Consider the following 17,907-nt stretch of genomic DNA (forward strand, 5'->3'; position numbering starts at 1 on the left):
TTAATTAATACCAGTTGTATTAAGTAAATGATCTATCTTGATGCTTGTAAATAGCTTTAGTAGCAAGGCAAAAATTTTGCTATTTATTTGTTCTAAATGAGAAATTTTTAACGAAGCTAATATGCTATTTCACCCTTCAAATTGATTAGAGAATTAATTCAATTGGTATAACCTAGACCCAAGTTATTTAGGCGCACTTTGGTAATAACGCTGTGCTAAGTTAAAACTATCATACAGAGGAAGTGATGGCTGGATTTAATACACTCATTAATCCTGCAACCCGTTTGATGGCGCGGTTGCGATACAAAACCAAAATGGCCGTTGTATTTGGTATTTTATTACTACCGCTAAGCCTCAGCTTGTTTTTTCTAAACGGCGTACTTAACCATTCCATCTCTGTCAGTGAGATGCAAAGGCAGGGGCTCACGCTTTACCCTAGTATGTTGGAAAATATATTAGCGGGTAAAGCTTCCGATAATTCAATTTTATTGCAACGCGCTAAGTTGCCCAAAGTGAATGCCGCAGGTGCAAGCGCCCTTGAGCAGCTCTCTATTGCCTCTCAACTTGCCGTCGATGATGATCTTGGACGCAGTTACCTGAATCGTACGCTTGTTGAGTCTGCACCAAGACTCATATCGCAAATCAACCAAATTGAAGCGCAAGCACGCGATATCATCAGAAGGGGAAGCTTTACTCCTGATAGCTTTATTGCGCTGTCCAATTTAAACAAGGGCCTCCCAGGCGTTACGACACAATTCTCCGGCAAACTCAATATTGCAATCAATGATAATCAGCAACTTAAAAAGCAGCTCAGTCAACCATTAGCTGAGCTTGAGTCTAGCCTGTCCGATTATCAGCAAGCGGTGAAAACAGGCTTGTTAGATCCTGACGAGCTGGCGCTCTCACAAGCGCAATTTAACCGTTACTATCAAAGTGCAAGTGATGCTATCAAGCACTTTGTTAATGTTGCGACACCCACACTTGCCGCGCTTGTCGCTGAAAAACAAAACCAACAACAGTGGATAAGGAACACTGTTGCCTTGGCTTCACTACTCGCACTAATTATTGCCATTTATCTTATGGTTGGCTTTTACTCCTCTGTCATGGGTACCATCACGACTTTCTCACATGCCGCTCAGAGCGCTTCTCGAGGGGATTTAAGCATCAAAGCGCAGACAACGGGTTCCGACGAGCTTAGTCAAATTATTGAACAATTTAATGCGGTACTAAACGCCTTTATCTCTTTACTTGGTAACGTTCGACTAAGTAGTAACGAGCTACAACAAGCAACAAAAACACTCAACCAGATAAGCCAAGATACTGAGAAGGATGTCGCCCAGCAGGAGAATAAGATCCAGTCTATCCACCACTCACTCGAGAATATGGCGCAGTCTGCTCGCTCAGTCGAGGACGCCGCGTTTAGCGCCACAGAGCTGGCCTCCGTAGCAGCCAAACAAGTAAAACAAAGCAGCGTCAATACCACAGCTCTAGCAGGACAAATGACCGAGCTACAAACCGAGTTTCAACAAAGTCGTGCGGCCTTAGATAAGCTCGCGGAAGACACGCAAAACATTAGCCAAGTGAGTTCTGCGATTAGAGAGATTGCCGAGCAAACCAATTTACTTGCGCTCAATGCCGCAATTGAAGCCGCTCGTGCAGGTGAACAAGGTAGAGGATTTGCGGTGGTAGCAGATGAGGTTCGAACGCTTGCGCAAAGAACGCAGCAACAAACAGAAGAAATACATAATATTATTCAATCACTACAAGCCGCGTCCAGAGACACGCAAGATAAAATGCGTAGCAGTGAAGACAATATGGCGCAAAGTGTTATTGCGGCCAATGAAACCAATGAAGTGCTTCAGCACGCAGAGCAAAGCATGCGAGACATAGATGAACAAGGGAAACTGATCAGTCAGTTAGTGCAACAACAAACCCAAGCGACTGAACACGCATTGAATGAATCATCTGAGATCAGTAACTTAGCACAACATACACTGGGCTCTGCAAGAGCAACTCAAAGCGATGCAAAAAAACTTGGCAAACTATCACAAAGTTTAAATAGAGAAATCGATAAATTTAAAGCCTAAGACTGACAGCTAGTATCAATAGATCCTAGCTGTCATTACTTGGCTCAACATCTGGGCCTTGGTTCGAACATGCTCTCTCTAATAGGTAGCTGTAATACAGGACCACAACTCGGAGGCGATTGCTTGCCCGTTTTCGGGTTGATAAACGCCCAGCGAATGGACTTTGGACGCTCATCGACAATCGCTTGTGGGTTCAGTGGTTTAAGATAACGAATATAGAGCTCGAGTGCACCTTGGCTGCCCGTTAATCCCGTTGGCTTATTATCATCACGACCAATCCAAGCAACGGTGACCGTATTTTGATCAAAGCCTGCAAACCAGCTGTCTCTTAAATCATTACTAGTCCCTGTTTTCCCTGCAAGTTGAATAGAGGGAAAGTGAAGGTTAAGACGTTTAGCTGTTCCTTTTTTGGTAACTCGCTTCATGCCGTATTTCGTCATGTATACCGCATCGCTGTCTAGCGTTTGGCTTTTTTGTACTGGATGTTCGTATACCAGCTTACCCAGTGAATCGGTAATAGCCATGACACTAGTCAACTCGCTCTGCTTACCATCTGCAGCAAGTGTGGTATACGCCTGTGCAATTTCAAAACTGGATAGCTCTAACGCCCCCAACAATAAAGAAGGATAAAGTGGAATAGACTTAGAGACACCAAGATCATTCAAAGTTTGCGCCACTCGATTAACACCCACATCCAGACCTAGGTTTACCGCTGGAATATTAATGCTATTGCTAAACGCTTCAAACATTGGCACTTGGCCTCTGAATTTATGATCAAAGTTTTCTGGAGACCAGACCTTACCTGAACCATCTGTCACTTCAAGGGGGCTATCATCAAGTAGCATACCTAAGTGATAGTTTGGATTCGACAAAGCGCTCAAATAAATAGCGGGCTTGACCAGTGAACCTATATTGCGCTCGGTGTCTAATACCCGATTAAAACCTGAAAACTTCAACTGACGACCAGCAACTAACGCCGATACGCCCGCTTTTTCAACATTGACTGACAGCATTGCAGTCTCTAGATCTTCCGTTTTAAAGCGACGCTCTAGGTAAGGTAAGCCCTTTTTAACGGCATCTTCCATCGCCGTTTGCTTTTGTAAATCGAGATAGGTAAAAATCCGAATTCCAGAGTCTACGATGTCATCATCAGGCACAAGTTTCTTTAACTCGCGATTCACCAACTCCAAATATCCAGGATATGACTGCATACGACTCGCTTTTAAAGGCTGTACATCAATCGGCCTTGCCAGCGCTGCGCGATATTCGGGCGTTGTGATAAGGCCATTTTCTACCATCAACCTTAAGACTAAATCGCGCCTTTCCATTACCCGTTCAGGGTAACGTCTTGGATTATAAAAAGATGGCCCTTTAACCATCGCAACTAGCATAGCGACTTGATCAAACTCAAGCTCATCGACTGGCTTACCAAAATAAAAGTCGGCCGCAAGCCCCATACCATGAACGCCCTGATTATAGGCTTGTCCTAAAAACACTTCGTTTAAATAGGCTTCAAGAATTTCATCTTTGCTGTAACGAAAATCTAAAATCAATGCGATGAATGCTTCATTCACCTTGCGAATTAATGTGCGATCTCTAGTGAGATAAAAGTTCTTTGCGAGCTGTTGCGTAAGCGTGCTACCACCTTGCACGGTTCGCCCAGCTTTGATGTTGGCATACAGCGCACGCAAAATAGACAGCGCAGAGACGCCATGATGTTCGTAAAAGTCTCTATCTTCTACCACTAGCAGTGTTTCTTTTAAAATATTAGGGAATTTATCGAACGGAACAAACTCTCTGTCTTGACGCGATTCATTGCCGATCCGCGCAATTTGCACCGGCTCCAAACGAGCGCCGGCTAAACGTCGACCTTGATTATCAACAATATTGGCAAGCTTCTTACCAGCAAAATCAAGCGTAAAAATACGTGCGGTTTCTGGGCCATCGTAGAATTCGAATGCGCGACGATGGATGGTGATTGTGCGACCTTGAACAATGTACTGACCGGTACGGCTGATACGATTTACACGGGAATAATTAAGCCGTTTCAGCTCCCACAACACTTCATCCTCATTTAGGAACTGATCAGGGAAAAACTGCATCGATCTGGCATAAACCTGAACAGGAAGCTCCCATTTATTGCCCTCAAACTGCCGGCTTATTTTCGCGTCTAGGTAGATGATATAGATTGCTACAAGGAATATCGCCGCAATGGTCCCCTTCCAAAAGAAAGACCACAATGAGCTCAGTACACGGCTTTTCACTCTTTGCATCTTAGAACCGTTTTGCTGGGTATTGTTTTTACGCGAAGTGTTCGCTTTGACGTTTGATTTTTTGGCAGGTGTTCTTTTCTTTTTATCCGTCATGACCCAAGTAAAACTAAAAAATGAATCGCAAGATGGTAGGGTAACCTAAATTAACAACTGCTGAAAGTAGAATAATATTTATAAAGAAAAGTGAGTCCTGCTGGACTCACTTTGTTTAGACAACGAGAACTTTACAATATTGACCGAGAGCCAAATTGGTATTATTGTCCGCGAACTGTCACGAACTCGGGATAGGCATCTACGCCACAATCATGTTGATCCATACCACTTAGCTCTTCTTCTTCGCCAACGCGGATCCCCATGCTCGCTTTCAATACACTCCAGACCATATATGAAGCAATGAAAACAAAACCTAAAATAGTGATAAGTCCCACAGCCTGACCTTGGAAAGTAGCGTCTGAGTTTGAAAATGGCACCATCATCACACCTAGCGCACCACATATACCGTGAACAGAAATAGCACCGACAGGATCATCAATTTTTGCTTTGTCTAGCGCAACGATACTAAACACTACCAATGCACCACCTAGCGCCCCAAGGATCAGTGCTAATACAGGTGTTGGAGAGGCAGGCTCAGCGGTAATGGTCACCAGACCTGCTAGTGCACCATTTAGCACCATAGTTAAATCTGCCTTGCCCCACATTAATTTACACACCAACAGTGCAGCAACCGCACCTGCCGCCGCCGCCGCATTGGTATTTAACATGATTTGGCTGACAGCAATGGCATTTTCTTTGTCAGCAAGGAACAGCTGAGAACCACCGTTAAAGCCAAACCATCCCATCCACAAAATAAAGGTGCCTAGTGTCGCCAGGGGCATGTTGGAACCAGGAATTGGATAGATCTCACCATTTTTTCCATACTTGCCCTTACGTGCACCAAGTAACAGGACACCCGCAAGTGCAGCTGCAGCGCCAGCACCATGTACAATGGCTGAACCGGCAAAATCAACAAAGCCAAGCTCAGATAAGAAACCGCCACCCCATGTCCAATAACCTTCTAGCGGGTAGATAAAGCCAGTTAACACCACACAAAATGCTAAAAACGCCCACAATTTCATACGCTCGGCAACAGCGCCCGAGACAATTGACATAGCCGTTGCAACAAATACCACTTGGAAGAAAAAGTCAGATTGCAGCGCATGGTCGGCATCCTTAGCAGCACTGCCAATGAGCGTGCCAAGACTGGGTAAAACCCCACCTTCGGCATTATCAACATACATGATGTTGTAACCAATAAGCAGATACATAGTACAAGCAATAGCGTACAGCGCGACGTTCTTGGTGAGGATTTCTGTGGTATTTTTTGAGCGTACTAATCCCGCTTCAAGCATAGCGAATCCGGCTGCCATCCACATAACTAAGACGCCAGAGATCAGAAAGTAAAAAGTATTTAATGAAAATTGTAGTTCTATTATTGTATTTTCCATCGCTTGGCTCCCCTTAAATAGCTTCTTCATCAAGTTCGCCGGTGCGGATCCGAACAACTTGGTCTAAGTCGTAAACAAAGATTTTCCCATCACCAATTTTTCCCGTGAACGCAGCCTTAGTAACCGTTTCCACAACGCGCTCGGCGTTTTCGCTTAACGTCGCAATTTCTATTTTTATTTTTGGAATGAAATCGACTTGATATTCTGCACCTCGGTACAGTTCGGTATGACCGCGCTGACGCCCAAACCCCTTAACGTCAACAACCGTCATGCCTTCAATCCCCAGATCGGCTAACGCTTCACGTACCTCATCAAGCTTAAATGGTTTTATTATTGCACTTATCATTTTCATGCTGAGTCCCCTTAGGACAGTTGATCCTGTTGTATGCAGTAATCCAACCTTTGTGCCAAATTTTTTATTCCTTAATTAACAATGAATTAAAGTGGGAGATGGAATTTTACGCATAAAAAATGCACCATCTAGGTGCATTGATATTAAGACTGAACTGAGTTGGTGCATAAGCACACAAATAACGAAAAACTAATGCGCGATAACGCAATTTCGCTGTTTGTCCTTCGCTTTGTAGAGCGCCTTATCTGCCTTGCGCATTACTTCGCTTAAACTTTTTGATTGGCAAGCCGCGAGGCCAATACTGATGGTGCAATAATGCTTACCCTCAGGAATTTTGAATGCTTGCTGTGCAAGGCGCTCTCTAAAGTCTTCTAGCATGTGCTTTGCCATCTTCATATCTGAGCTTGGAATAAGCAAAGCAAACTCTTCTCCACCAATACGTGCCACAATGTAGTGACCAAATGCACTACGCAGTAAATCAGCAACTTGTTTAAGTACATCGTCACCGCTTTCATGACCATATTGATCATTAATAGATTTAAAATGATCGAGGTCTAACAATGCCAATATATGCTGGCTCGGTTTGTTCTTGATTAAACGCTCTGCCTGCTGACAAAAATAGCGGCGGTTATAAAGCCCTGTTAAATAGTCTCGATGCGCATATTCTTTGATTTCTGCAATCAAATTAAGCTGCTCCATTGTCTGCATGATACGGCAATGAAACTCTTCACTCATAAACGGCTTTGCCAAAAAGTCATTGGCGCCGTATTTGATAAACTTTGCTGACAAACCATGGCTTCCTGCGCCAGACAGACCAATAATCGCCAACTCATCTCGTCCGCGACTATTACGAACGGATTTCACCAGCTCAAAGCCATCCATCGTCGGCATCGCAAAGTCTGTTAGCAGTAGCTTAATTTCATGGTCAGATAGCAACATCTCCAATGCCTGTTCGCCATCTTGCGCCTCAAGCACTGTAAATAATTGCTTTTCAAGCATTTGCTTCATTACCGCGCGACTGATCACAGAATCATCGGCGATCAGCGCCTTGCAACCTTGGTTTCTCAACAGCCTAGATGCTAACTTGACCGCGTATAGATATGAATCACGGTTGTCTTTGATCACATAATCCACCACACCCATTTCAAGCATTTGCTGGCGACTATATTCATCTATTTTTGAGGTCAACACCACGGTGGGGATTTTATGACTGAGCGTGAGCTGCACGACCTCTGCGTCCATCGCATCGGGCAGCGTTAAATCTACCAGCGCCAATGTATATTGGTGCTGAGCTAAGAAGTCCTTACTTTCCTTGAGGGACCAAGCAAAATCGATTTCGACATCGAGATGCTGAGCAGCAAGGTGTCGCAATACCTGTTGTACGACTTTACTGTCTTCAACAATTAAAATTCTTTGCATGGATTGAGATCTCTTAAGTACAACGAGAAGCGCAGTGAAACAAGAATTTAACGAGGCTAAATACTTTATTACTACATAATTAAGTATTAAATATACGCGAATCCAGCATTAAAAAAAACCAAATCAGCTCAAATTCGTTACTTTTCGATAAACAAGATAACAATAGCCTATTTTCCAAACTTGCCGTTTTTTTTGTTGAGTTTGTCTCAATGACTTTGAATTTCAGATGAAATACTTCTTTAATGCAGACAGACCTACTGCAATACCGAGGAAGCAATGAAAAAACTACTACCATTATTGCTCGTGAGTTGTGCCCTACTCTCAGCGCCAAGCATAGCTGAAGAGCACAACCGCGCAATTGAGATAGATCATAAAATAACAACTGAGCATAGAGCCGAAATAAATGGCGAACGCATTAACTACACCGCGACAACAGGCACGCAGCCGGTGTGGAATGAAAACGGCGACGCAGTTGCAACGTTGCATTACACCTACTACAAGCGCACAAAAATTAAAGATATGAGCAAACGTCCGCTGCTGATCTCATTTAACGGTGGTCCGGGCTCCGCTTCCGTGTGGATGCACATTGCCTATACTGGCCCAAGAGTATTAAAAATTGATGACGAAGGATATCCACTACAACCTTACGGCTTGAAAGATAATCCATATTCAGTGCTAGATGTGGCCGATATTGTTTATGTCAACCCAGTGAACACAGGTTATTCTCGCGTATTAAAAAATGCTGAAGGTAAATATCCTAGTAAAGCCAAACAAACAAAGATGTTTTTTGGCGTCAACGCGGATGTTAAGTACTTAGCCGAATGGCTTAATACATTTATTCACCGCAATGAGCGTATGCTTTCCCCTAAGTACCTGATTGGTGAGAGCTATGGCACGACTCGAGTATCAGGTCTTGCTCACGCGATGCAAAACAGTCAGTGGCTTTACCTCAATGGCGTGGTGTTGGTATCTCCAACGGAAATAGGCATTAAGCGAGAAGGTCCGGTTGAAGTGGCAAACCGTTTACCGTATTACGCTGCTGCAGCTTGGTACCACAAGGCACTGTCTTCTGATTTGCAAAATAAAGATTTACTGGAAGTACTGGCTGAGGTTGAACAGTATACGATTGAAAAATATCTTCCCGCACTCGCCAAAGGCGCATTTATCAGCCCCCAAGAAAAGCAAAGTGTGACGCAAACCGTTGCTAAATATAGTGGCTTAAGCGAACGCTTTGTGGCTCAAAACAACCTAGATATTCCTACCGCGGCATTTTGGAAAGAGCTGTTGCGTGACCGTGGCTATACACTTGGCCGATTAGACTCGCGCTATCTTGGTATTGATAAAAGAGACGCCGGTTCTCGCCCTGATTATTGGCCTGAGCTGACCTCTTGGCTGCATTCGTTTACCCCTGCGATTAATCATTACTTCGCAACCGAGCTCAACTATAAAACTGACGTAAAATATAATATGTTTGGCTCGGTCCACCCTTGGGATCGCAGCGATAATAATGTCGGTGAGCAATTACGATTAGCGATGGCACAAAACCCCTATTTACATGTGATGATCCAATCTGGCTATTACGATGGCGCAACGAATTACTTTGATGCCAAGTACAATATGTGGCAACTCGATCCGAGCGGAAAAATGCGTGATCGCTTAAGCTTTAAAGGCTACCGCTCCGGGCATATGATGTACCTGCGTCATGAAGATTTACAAAAATCGAATGAAGATCTCCGCGAGTTTATCTTAAAAACAACCCCCAAAGCGGATCAGTCAGCGCTTTACTAAATTCCCAACCCATTGTGGCCGCGCAAGCGGTCACTTATCTTAATGCTCACCAGATTGTAAAAATTTCCTTTTATCCTTCTACAGTTACCTATAATCTAGATATACTCAATACTATCTCTCTACAACTTAGGCACGCACCATGAACGAGCAGTTTAAAGTCGTCTTCGTTGGCATGGCCGACGGTAAGGATCAACAAAGCGCCGCTATCGCAATGGCAGACAGGTTGAAAACCTCACCTTCAAAGATCCAGCAATTTTACGCTGGCAAAAACTTGTTTGCTCCTGCAGATAAAGCCAAAGCGCTAAAACAGGTAAAATTACTTGCAAGCGCGGGGATCAATGCCAAGCTGCAAAGCCAAACAGCCGCGACCCCAACTAACGCAGATCAAGAGCGCGTATTTGAAGCGCTGGATTACATCACAAGCAGTCTAATACGCATCGAAGAGCGATTAGAGGAACTTGAGCAACGCGTGGCACCAACTACCCATACTAAAATAGAAGATACAACAGACGAAGAGTGGGAGACTAAGGAGCTATTTGATGAGCTGGACTTTGAGCCGAGCCCGCCGGCTAAATCTAAGACTTGGCTATATTATCTGCTCGGTGTATTAATTATTTTATTTATTCTGCTTGGTGTAAGTTTGTTTTTCCCTGAGTGGCTCGCGTTAGAATGAATAAAATTAATAACAACATAAATAAATCTCAAGTTACTCGCGCTGATTTGAGAAAAATGATTAGAAATGCAAGAAACTCGCTGTCAGCAGAGCAACAGGAAGCAGCCGCGGCAGACCTTAATATTAATTTTTTTCAACAAATAAACCTTCCAGAAAATGCCAATGTAGGGGTCTATATTCAAAACGATGGAGAACTAGATACATCCCTTTTAATTCAATCGCTTTGGGATAAGAAACACCAGGTTTTTTTACCCGTAATCCACCCCTTCAATCCCGCAAATTTACTCTTCCAGAAGTATGAAAAAAACTCACCCATGAAGGCAAATCGCTATGCTATCTTGGAACCTAAGTTAGATTGTTCAGCTGTGGCACCGCTTGCATCATTGGATTTACTGTTGATGCCTCTGGTTGCTTTTGATGAGCAAGGTAATCGCCTCGGTATGGGCGGTGGGTACTACGATAGAACATTAGCGTTACACTACGCTGAGCAGCGAGCTAAACCAGCACTTGTTGGCCTTGCTCATGATTGCCAGCAAGTTCCAAGCTTACCAACAGCAGCTTGGGATGTACCGCTCCCAACTATCCTCACTCCAACCCAACTGTACACTTGGCCAAAAAATAATTGAGCAGGCAAACAGTTAAGCGCATTTTGAGGCGCTTTTGACCATGACGCTGACACTTTGATTGAGTTATACTCCATACAACTTCAATGACAACTAAGTGTAGCGTTATGACTCAAGATGAAATGAAAAAAGCCGCAGCATGGGCAGCTTTGAACTATGTAGAAGAAAACACCATTGTTGGGGTTGGTACAGGCTCAACGGTAAACCACTTTATTGATGCGCTTGGCAGTATCAAGGATCAAATCAAAGGGGCAGTATCAAGCTCTGAAGCTTCAACAGAAAAGCTAAAAGCACTTGGTATTGAAGTTTTCGAGTTAAACGATGTGTCAGAGCTTGCGGTATATGTCGATGGCGCAGATGAAATCAATAGCACCAACGAAATGATAAAAGGTGGTGGCGCAGCACTGACGCGCGAGAAAATCGTTGCAGCCGTTGCCAAGAAATTTGTTTGTATCGTTGATGATACAAAGCATGTTGAGACACTAGGCGCATTTCCACTACCTGTTGAAGTGATCCCAATGGCGCGTAGCTACGTGGCAAGAGAGTTACTAAAACTAGGTGGCGATCCGGTTTACCGCCAAGGCGTTATCACAGATAACGGCAATGTCATTCTTGATGTGCATGGCCTAGAAATTAGCGCAGCAAAAGCGCTTGAAGAAAAAATTAACCAGATTGTTGGCGTTGTGACTAATGGCTTATTTGCCGCACGTGGCGCTGACGTTGTAATAACAGGCACTCCAGAAGGGCCTAAAATCAACTAGTGAGATTACAGATGAGCAAGGTTTCGTTATCAAAGGATAAAATTCGAATTTTGTTGTTAGAAGGCGTGCATCAAAGCGCCGTTGAGACACTAAAGCGCAACGGTTATAGCAACATAGACTACGTTAAAACATCCTTACCGGAGCCTGAGCTGATCGAGCGGATCAAAGACGCTCACTTTGTCGGGATCCGCTCACGTACCCATCTTACAGAGGCTGTACTAGAACAGGCTGAAAAGCTAGTCGCTATTGGCTGCTTCTGCATCGGCACCAACCAAGTAGATTTGGATGCTGCTAAAAAACGTGGTATCGCCGTATTCAACGCGCCATTTTCTAACACCCGCTCTGTAGCTGAGCTCGTATTAGGTGAAATTCTCTTGTTACTGCGCCGTGTTCCTGAACGTAACGCAAAAGCGCATCGCGGAGAGTGGGATAAATCTGCCGACGGTTCGTACGAAGCCCGTGGTAAAACGCTGGGTATTATCGGTTATGGTCACATCGGCACCCAGCTCGGCATTATGGCTGAGAATATCGGTATGAACGTCGAGTTTTATGACATCGAAGATAAACTCACGCTCGGCAACGCAACGCAGTTACACACACTTACGCAACTGCTACAAAGAGCAGATGTGGTCAGTTTGCATGTACCAGAGACATCACAGACCAAAAATCTTATTGGTATGGCTGAAATTGAAGTGATGAAGCAAGGCGCAATCCTAATTAACGCATCACGTGGCACGGTTGTTGATATCGACGCCTTAGCTGAAGCATTAGCGGCTAAGAAACTTTCCGGTGCTGCTATCGATGTATTTCCCGTTGAGCCAAAATCTAATCATGAAGAATTCGTCTCACCACTACGAGAGTTTGACAATGTTCTGCTAACACCACACGTTGGTGGTTCTACCCAAGAAGCACAAGAAAACATCGGTGTGGAAGTCGCGGGTAAGTTGGCGAAGTATTCAGATAACGGTTCAACAGTCACGGCAGTGAACTTCCCAGAGGTTTCTCTACCTGAATTATCAAACCGTAGTCGTTTATTGCACGTACACGTAAACCGCCCAGGCGTACTAACGCAAATCAACCAAGCGTTCGCTCAGCACGGTATCAATATTGCGGCGCAATACCTACAAACGGATGAATCTATTGGTTACGTGGTTATCGACGTCGATAGTGACCACTCTGAAGTGGCATTGAAAGAGTTAAGTGCGGTTGAAGGCACTATCAGAGCACGTATTCTTCACTAATACCAATTGAATTAATTCTCTAATCAATTTGAAGGGTGAAATAGCATATTAGCTTCGTTAAAAATTTCTCATTTAGAACAACTAAATAGCAAAATTTTTGCCTTGCCTATGCGGTAGCAGGACGCGAGAGCGGTGCTACTAAAGCTATTTCCCCGCTTCAAGATAGATCATTTACTTAATACAACTGGTATAAGAAGAATCAAGCATAAAAAAACCAGTCACTGTGAAGCGACTGGTTTTTTTGTATCAATCTGGCTTATGCCATGAAATCCACACCTTCTTTGATGTCTTTTTCAAGTGTCGCTAGCATGTCGTCTTTTGCTTTTTGCTCAAACGCACTTAGCTCACCGTAAGGAAGTAACTTCTCTACACCGTTTTTACCAAGGATAACTGGCTGTGCAAAGAATGTTGCGTCGCCTGTGTTACCTTCAACGTATGCGTACTCAAGTACTTCTTCACCTTGTAAGCCTTTCACTAGTGAGAAGCAGAAACGTGCTGCTGCTGCGCCCATTGAAAGTGTAGCTGAACCGCCACCCGCTTTAGCTTCAACCACTTCAGTACCCGCGTTTTGGATACGAGTTGTTAGTGAAGCAACTTCTTCGTCAGTGAACTCAACACCTTCAACTTGAGAAAGTAGAGGTAGAATTGTAGTACCTGAGTGACCACCAATTACTGGGATCTTAACTTCAGCAACGTCTAGACCTTTAAGCTCTGCGATAAAAGTTTCAGCGCGGATAACGTCAAGCGTTGTTACACCGAATACGCGAGCAGGATCATAAGTACCTGCTTTTTTGAACACTTCAGCAACGATTGGTACTGTGCCATTTACTGGGTTTGTGATGATACCAACAAGTGCTTTAGGGCAGTTTCTAACGATACCTTCAGCAAGTGTCTTGATGATACCTGCGTTAACGTTGAATAGGTCAGCACGGTCCATACCAGGCTTACGTGGCATACCAGCAGGGATAAGCACTACGTCAGCACCAGCAAGAGCTGGGTCTAGGTCGTCTTTACCATAACCCGCTACTTTTACCGCAGTTGGGATGTGAGATAAGTCAACTGCAACACCAGGTACAACAGGTGCAACGTCATAAAGCGCTAACTCAGAGCCAGCTGGAAGACCATTTTTAAGCAATAAAGATAGAGCTTGACCGATACCGCCAGCGGCACCTAATACAGCAACTTTCATTTGAATTCTCCATAATTTGAAGGTGGAATTGAGTGTGCAGTAAAGATAATGAAAAGCGCTGTTAAACACAAATTAATCACGGTTATTTTCGAGATTTTTTGACTAATGTCTTAAATAAAAGTGTAAAGATCGCGACACTTTGTCTATTTATGCTTTACGACTGTCATTTTGGTCGCGCAAATTTGGGAATCTTAGTGGTTTTGTGTAGAATTTAAAGATTAGCCGTAAAAGAAGACAGACTATGCAGCCGCAAGAAAAACAAGAAGCACTGATCAAAGCATTTAAAGCCATTTTAAAAGAAGAAAACTTTGGCTCTCAAGGTGAAATTGTTGATGCTCTAAAACAACAAGGGTTTGACAACGTCAGTCAGAGCAAAGTGTCGCGCATGCTGAGCAAATTTGGTGCTGTGCGTACACGTAATGCTAAGCAAGAAATGGTTTACTGCTTACCCGCGGAAATGAGCGTTCCAACAGCAAAAAGTCCTTTACGTCAATTAGTCGTTGATATTATGCACAACGAAATGATGATTATTATTCGAACCAGTCCGGGGGCTGCACAGTTAATTGCAAGGCTACTTGACTCACTAGGCACTGCAGATGGCGTATTAGGTACCATCGCTGGCGATGACACGATTTTTATTGCGCCTGCCAAAGTCTCTGAAATCGACGTTACTTTAGATAAAGTAAAAACTCTGTTCGATAACGTTTAGTCTATTATTTTTATCGGTGCTAACTCACAGGTTAGCACTTACTCTGGTACTTTCTTTCCGACAAATACGCTTCCCCCACTATCAAGATAAATAGAATAAACTGCTTATCTTTACAGCAAAAAGTGTTTGACATAATATGTCCATGTGTGGCAACTTTAGAAACGCAAGGTGGGGTTTCCTCATTACGCATGGATAATTTTTTAAGCTGATTGATTAGCCTCTATAGCTTATTTTCTGCGGCATTTAAGCTCATTGGATCCGCTCGCTATTCTCTTTACTCAATCATCTCACTATCCTATGATGCTGAACGGGGATTCAATCGCTCTGACAAATTAGAGACACCTAATAACATTGATAGGCCCCCTACCGCAAAAAATGGAAATACAAGGAACTAAGGAACAGCAATGGAATTTTTAAATACTGCATTTACGTTTCCCACTGTTATTTTTTCAACACTACTACTGATTGTGCTGTTGTTCTGGTTAATTGCTTTACTTGGTTTTGCTGATATCGATATCTTAGAAGGCGATGTTGATATTGAAGCCGAAGGCGCAAGCTCTGGTTCTTTTTGGGAGGTCGCTTTTGGTGGTGTCCCAGTGAGTATTTCATTGAGTTTAATCATCGCGCTAGGCTGGATTACCAGTATTTATGTGCAACAGTTTTTTGCTTACCTGCTGGGTAATGGCATTTTTTACTACCTGATGGGCACGGTATTTATGCTTGCCAGCCTCGTTGTTGCATTACCACTAACCGCCGTCATTGTAAGGCCACTACGACGCTTTTTCGAAAGCCAAGAAACCACATCAAAGCAAGCGCTGGTTGGACTCGAATGCGTTATTGCAACATCAAGGGTTAACAACACGTTTGGTCAAGCCAGAGTATATATTCAAGGAACAGAGCAACTTATCGAAGTGCGCTCGGACGAAGAAAACACTTTCACACTAGGAGACAATGCCTTACTTATCGAACATGACCCCCTTACACATAGCTACACGATTGTGGCTAAACCTTGGTAATAGTACGGAAAATAACGGAATTTAGGAACGAGTTGGCATAGCTAGTACCAACTCAAACAACATAGCGCAACGCAGGAAAAAACATGGAATTTCTAAACAACCTCGGACCAGTGCTCGCAATCGTGGGCATATCCATCGTCATTATTTTTGCCATTCTACTTCTGATCGGAAAGTTCTACCGCAAGGTCGAACAGGGTCAGGCATTGATCATCAACAAGATGAAAAATGAGCCTGATGTCACAACAACGGGCGGCATTGTGCTACCTGTGATCCATAAAATGGAAGTCATGGATATTTCAACTAACCGCATGGTATTGGAGCGTCGTGAAAATAGCGGCCTGATCTGTAAAGACAATATCCGTGCTGACATCGCCATCACTTTTTACATTCGCGTAAACGAAAACAAAGAAGATATCCTACGCGTTGCGAAACAAGTTGGCTGTGCACGTGCATCGGCACCAGAAACCTTACAAGCATTATTTGAGGCAAAATTCTCCGAAGCCTTGAAAACCGTTGGTAAGCGCATGAATTTTGAGGAGCTATTTACACATCGTAACGAGTTCCGAGATTCTATTAAAGAAGTGATTGGACAAGATTTATCTGGCTATACGTTAGAAGATGTGGCAATTGACTATCTTGAACAAACCTCAATCGACAAGTTAGATCCAAATAACATTCTTGACGCTGAGGGTATTCGCCGTATTACCGAAAAAACCTCACGCCAAAACGTGGAAACTAACCAGCTCAAATGTGATGAAAAAGCGCAAATCGACAACCAAAATCAAGCAGCCTTTGAAAAAGCCGCAGAAGTCGAGCGCCAACGAGAAGATGCCAGTGCAAGACAACGCCGTGAAATAGAATCGGTGCGCGCCCGTGAAGCTGCTGAAGCTGAACGTATTAAGCATGAAGAGCGCTTAAAAGCCGAAGAAGCACGACTCAAAGCGGACGAAGCGATAGCAATTGCAGAGCACAATAAACAGCGTGAAATCGATGTTGCAGAGCAAAATCGCCTTCGCTTACTCGGCATCGAAGAAGAAAAAGTCACACGCTCTCGCCAGATAGAAATTATTGAGCGCGAACGCGAAACCGAAATTTTACGTATCCAAAAAGCCAAGGCACTGGAAGTCGAGCAAAAAGAAATCGCCGATGTCCAACGCGAACGTGTTGCCGTAGAGAAAACCGTTGCTGAGGAACAAGAGCGTATCAAAGACGTGCAATGTATTGCTGAAGCTGAACGAGAGAAGCAAGCGAAAATTATTCTTGCTCAAGCAGAGGCTGAAGAAGCGTTGGTTAAAGATATTGAAGCAGCTAAAGCTAAAGAACAAGCTGCCGAATTTAAAGCCCGTGAAATGGAAAAAATGGCTGCGGCGGAGCTACGTATTGCCAACCAGACCGCTGAGTCGAAGAAAATTCTTGCAGAGGCTGCTCAGGTTGAAGCTGCCGCACCTGGTCTTGCAGAAGCCGATATCATCAAGGCTAAAGCCACTGCAAGTGCGATACAAGGCGAAACAGACGCTAAAGTGTTACAGCAAAAACTAGAAGCCGAAGCGCAAGGTAAACGTGATATTGGCCGCGCCGAAGCCGAAGTACAAGCAGCAATGGCTGAAGCAACTAAGAAGCAAAGTGAAGCCGAAGCGCAAGGCAAACGTGAAATTGGTTTGGCAGAAGCTGAAGTACAAGCAGCAATGGCTGAGGCAATTGAAAAACAAGGTGAAGCAGAAGCTATCAACCTTGAGCGTAAGATGTCGGCAGAAGCTAAAGGCCTTACGGAGAAGCTGGAAGCACTTAATAAGATGGATAAAGACGCCCGTGAATACGAAGGCTTTACATTACAGCTAAACCAACAGAAAGAACTGACGCTTGCGAATATCGAAGCGAACAAGCAGGTTGCTGCAAGTCAGGCTGAGGTATTAGGTAAAGCGCTGAGCGGTGCAGATATCAACTTTATGGGCGGCGACGGCCAGTTCTTTAACCAGTTTATGAATGCCATCACAGTAGGCAAGTCAATTGACGGCTTAGTCGGCGAAAGTAAGACGGTACAAACCGTATTTAAAGATCACCTAAACGGTGAGCGTAATTTGATGGACGACCTAAAAGGGGTGTTGGCTGGTGCGAATGCGTCGTCAGAAACGCTAAAAAACATCAACATGAGTAAGTTCTTCCAACAACTAAGCAATAGCTCAGATGCGGACAAACAGCAGCTACTCAAGTTACTTGGCGGCTCGTTAAATGGCAGCAAACAAAGCGAACCACTAGAGTAATTAACCTTGAGGAGTCAATCTTCTTGGCTCC

14 protein-coding genes are annotated in these 17,907 nt (G+C 44.0%); 9 read left to right on the plus strand and 5 right to left on the minus strand.

Annotated elements, in window-relative coordinates; all coding sequences use genetic code 11:
- Window positions 1-245: 245 nt before the first annotated feature.
- Entirely contained in the window at window positions 246-2,087 is a 1,842-nt protein-coding gene (locus CWC03_RS15625; protein WP_138582682.1) for a methyl-accepting chemotaxis protein, read from the plus strand.
- 44 nt (window positions 2,088-2,131) lie between these two features.
- Here CWC03_RS15625 and mrcB read toward each other — a convergent pair whose 3' ends face one another.
- The 4 genes from mrcB to CWC03_RS15645 form a co-directional block, all read right to left on the minus strand.
- Window positions 2,132-4,453, minus strand: a complete 2,322-nt coding sequence (mrcB, locus tag CWC03_RS15630; RefSeq protein ID WP_138582683.1) for a penicillin-binding protein 1B — start codon at window positions 4,451-4,453, stop codon at window positions 2,132-2,134.
- Window positions 4,454-4,614: 161 nt separating this feature from the next.
- The gene (locus CWC03_RS15635) at window positions 4,615-5,844 is read right to left on the minus strand and encodes an ammonium transporter AmtB (protein WP_138582684.1); all 1,230 of its coding nucleotides are present in this window, start codon (window positions 5,842-5,844) and stop codon (window positions 4,615-4,617) included.
- Between the two features lie 13 nt (window positions 5,845-5,857).
- Window positions 5,858-6,196: a P-II family nitrogen regulator gene (locus CWC03_RS15640; protein WP_010372259.1), complete on the minus strand. Its 339-nt coding sequence runs from the start codon at window positions 6,194-6,196 to the stop codon at window positions 5,858-5,860.
- A gap of 189 nt (window positions 6,197-6,385) precedes the next feature.
- Window positions 6,386-7,615, minus strand: coding sequence for a GGDEF domain-containing response regulator (locus CWC03_RS15645; protein WP_010372263.1), 1,230 nt, complete (start codon window positions 7,613-7,615; stop codon window positions 6,386-6,388).
- A gap of 276 nt (window positions 7,616-7,891) precedes the next feature.
- Here CWC03_RS15645 and CWC03_RS15650 point away from each other — a divergent pair, with 276 nt between their 5' ends.
- The 5 genes from CWC03_RS15650 (at window position 7,892) to serA (ending at window position 12,701) form a co-directional block, all read left to right on the plus strand.
- Window positions 7,892-9,403 carry a S10 family peptidase gene (locus tag CWC03_RS15650; protein WP_138582685.1) on the plus strand — a complete coding sequence of 504 codons (1,512 nt, stop codon included), beginning with the start codon at window positions 7,892-7,894 and terminating at the stop codon, window positions 9,401-9,403.
- 139 nt (window positions 9,404-9,542) lie between these two features.
- Window positions 9,543-10,076: a hypothetical protein gene (locus CWC03_RS15655; RefSeq protein ID WP_138582686.1), complete on the plus strand. Its 534-nt coding sequence runs from the start codon at window positions 9,543-9,545 to the stop codon at window positions 10,074-10,076.
- The gene (locus CWC03_RS15660; protein ID WP_138582687.1) at window positions 10,073-10,702 is read left to right on the plus strand and encodes a 5-formyltetrahydrofolate cyclo-ligase; all 630 of its coding nucleotides are present in this window, start codon (window positions 10,073-10,075) and stop codon (window positions 10,700-10,702) included. Before CWC03_RS15655 ends, CWC03_RS15660 begins: the two co-directional genes overlap by 4 nt.
- 104 nt (window positions 10,703-10,806) lie before the next feature.
- Window positions 10,807-11,460 (plus strand): ribose-5-phosphate isomerase RpiA, encoded by a 654-nt coding sequence (gene rpiA / locus CWC03_RS15665; RefSeq protein ID WP_138582688.1) that lies wholly within the window; start codon window positions 10,807-10,809, stop codon window positions 11,458-11,460.
- Window positions 11,461-11,471: 11 nt separating this feature from the next.
- On the plus strand, window positions 11,472-12,701 hold the full coding sequence (gene serA / locus CWC03_RS15670; protein ID WP_010372278.1) for a phosphoglycerate dehydrogenase: 1,230 nt from the start codon (window positions 11,472-11,474) through the stop codon (window positions 12,699-12,701).
- 256 nt (window positions 12,702-12,957) lie between these two features.
- Here the strand turns inward: serA and mdh are convergent, their stop codons facing one another.
- Entirely contained in the window at window positions 12,958-13,890 is a 933-nt protein-coding gene (mdh, locus tag CWC03_RS15675) for a malate dehydrogenase (protein ID WP_128728504.1), read from the minus strand.
- A 241-nt stretch (window positions 13,891-14,131) separates the two neighbouring features.
- Here mdh and argR point away from each other — a divergent pair, with 241 nt between their 5' ends.
- From argR to CWC03_RS15690, 3 genes are all read left to right on the plus strand, one after another.
- Complete coding sequence (gene argR, locus CWC03_RS15680) at window positions 14,132-14,599, plus strand: transcriptional regulator ArgR (protein WP_010372285.1); 468 nt, start codon at window positions 14,132-14,134, stop codon at window positions 14,597-14,599.
- A 404-nt stretch (window positions 14,600-15,003) separates the two neighbouring features.
- On the plus strand, window positions 15,004-15,615 hold the full coding sequence (locus CWC03_RS15685) for an OB-fold-containig protein (protein ID WP_138582689.1): 612 nt from the start codon (window positions 15,004-15,006) through the stop codon (window positions 15,613-15,615).
- A gap of 83 nt (window positions 15,616-15,698) precedes the next feature.
- Window positions 15,699-17,876, plus strand: coding sequence for an SPFH domain-containing protein (locus CWC03_RS15690; RefSeq protein ID WP_138582690.1), 2,178 nt, complete (start codon window positions 15,699-15,701; stop codon window positions 17,874-17,876).
- Window positions 17,877-17,907 lie beyond the last annotated feature (31 nt).

The organism is Pseudoalteromonas sp. S2755 (genome assembly GCF_005886535.1).
In the GTDB taxonomy this organism is placed as follows: Bacteria; Pseudomonadota; Gammaproteobacteria; order Enterobacterales; family Alteromonadaceae; genus Pseudoalteromonas.

Coding starts and splice junctions, on each gene's coding strand:
- rpiA (WP_138582688.1), top strand. CDS start 10,807: ATGACTCAAGATGAAATGAAAAAAGCCGCAGCATGGGCAGCTTTGAAC.
- mdh (WP_128728504.1), bottom strand. CDS start 13,890: ATGAAAGTTGCTGTATTAGGTGCCGCTGGCGGTATCGGTCAAGCTCTA.
- CWC03_RS15690 (WP_138582690.1), top strand. CDS start 15,699: ATGGAATTTCTAAACAACCTCGGACCAGTGCTCGCAATCGTGGGCATA.
- CWC03_RS15625 (WP_138582682.1), top strand. CDS start 246: ATGGCTGGATTTAATACACTCATTAATCCTGCAACCCGTTTGATGGCG.
- CWC03_RS15655 (WP_138582686.1), top strand. CDS start 9,543: ATGAACGAGCAGTTTAAAGTCGTCTTCGTTGGCATGGCCGACGGTAAG.
- CWC03_RS15650 (WP_138582685.1), top strand. CDS start 7,892: ATGAAAAAACTACTACCATTATTGCTCGTGAGTTGTGCCCTACTCTCA.
- serA (WP_010372278.1), top strand. CDS start 11,472: ATGAGCAAGGTTTCGTTATCAAAGGATAAAATTCGAATTTTGTTGTTA.
- mrcB (WP_138582683.1), bottom strand. CDS start 4,453: ATGACGGATAAAAAGAAAAGAACACCTGCCAAAAAATCAAACGTCAAA.
- CWC03_RS15660 (WP_138582687.1), top strand. CDS start 10,073: ATGAATAAAATTAATAACAACATAAATAAATCTCAAGTTACTCGCGCT.
- CWC03_RS15635 (WP_138582684.1), bottom strand. CDS start 5,844: ATGGAAAATACAATAATAGAACTACAATTTTCATTAAATACTTTTTAC.
- CWC03_RS15645 (WP_010372263.1), bottom strand. CDS start 7,615: ATGCAAAGAATTTTAATTGTTGAAGACAGTAAAGTCGTACAACAGGTA.
- argR (WP_010372285.1), top strand. CDS start 14,132: ATGCAGCCGCAAGAAAAACAAGAAGCACTGATCAAAGCATTTAAAGCC.
- CWC03_RS15640 (WP_010372259.1), bottom strand. CDS start 6,196: ATGAAAATGATAAGTGCAATAATAAAACCATTTAAGCTTGATGAGGTA.
- CWC03_RS15685 (WP_138582689.1), top strand. CDS start 15,004: ATGGAATTTTTAAATACTGCATTTACGTTTCCCACTGTTATTTTTTCA.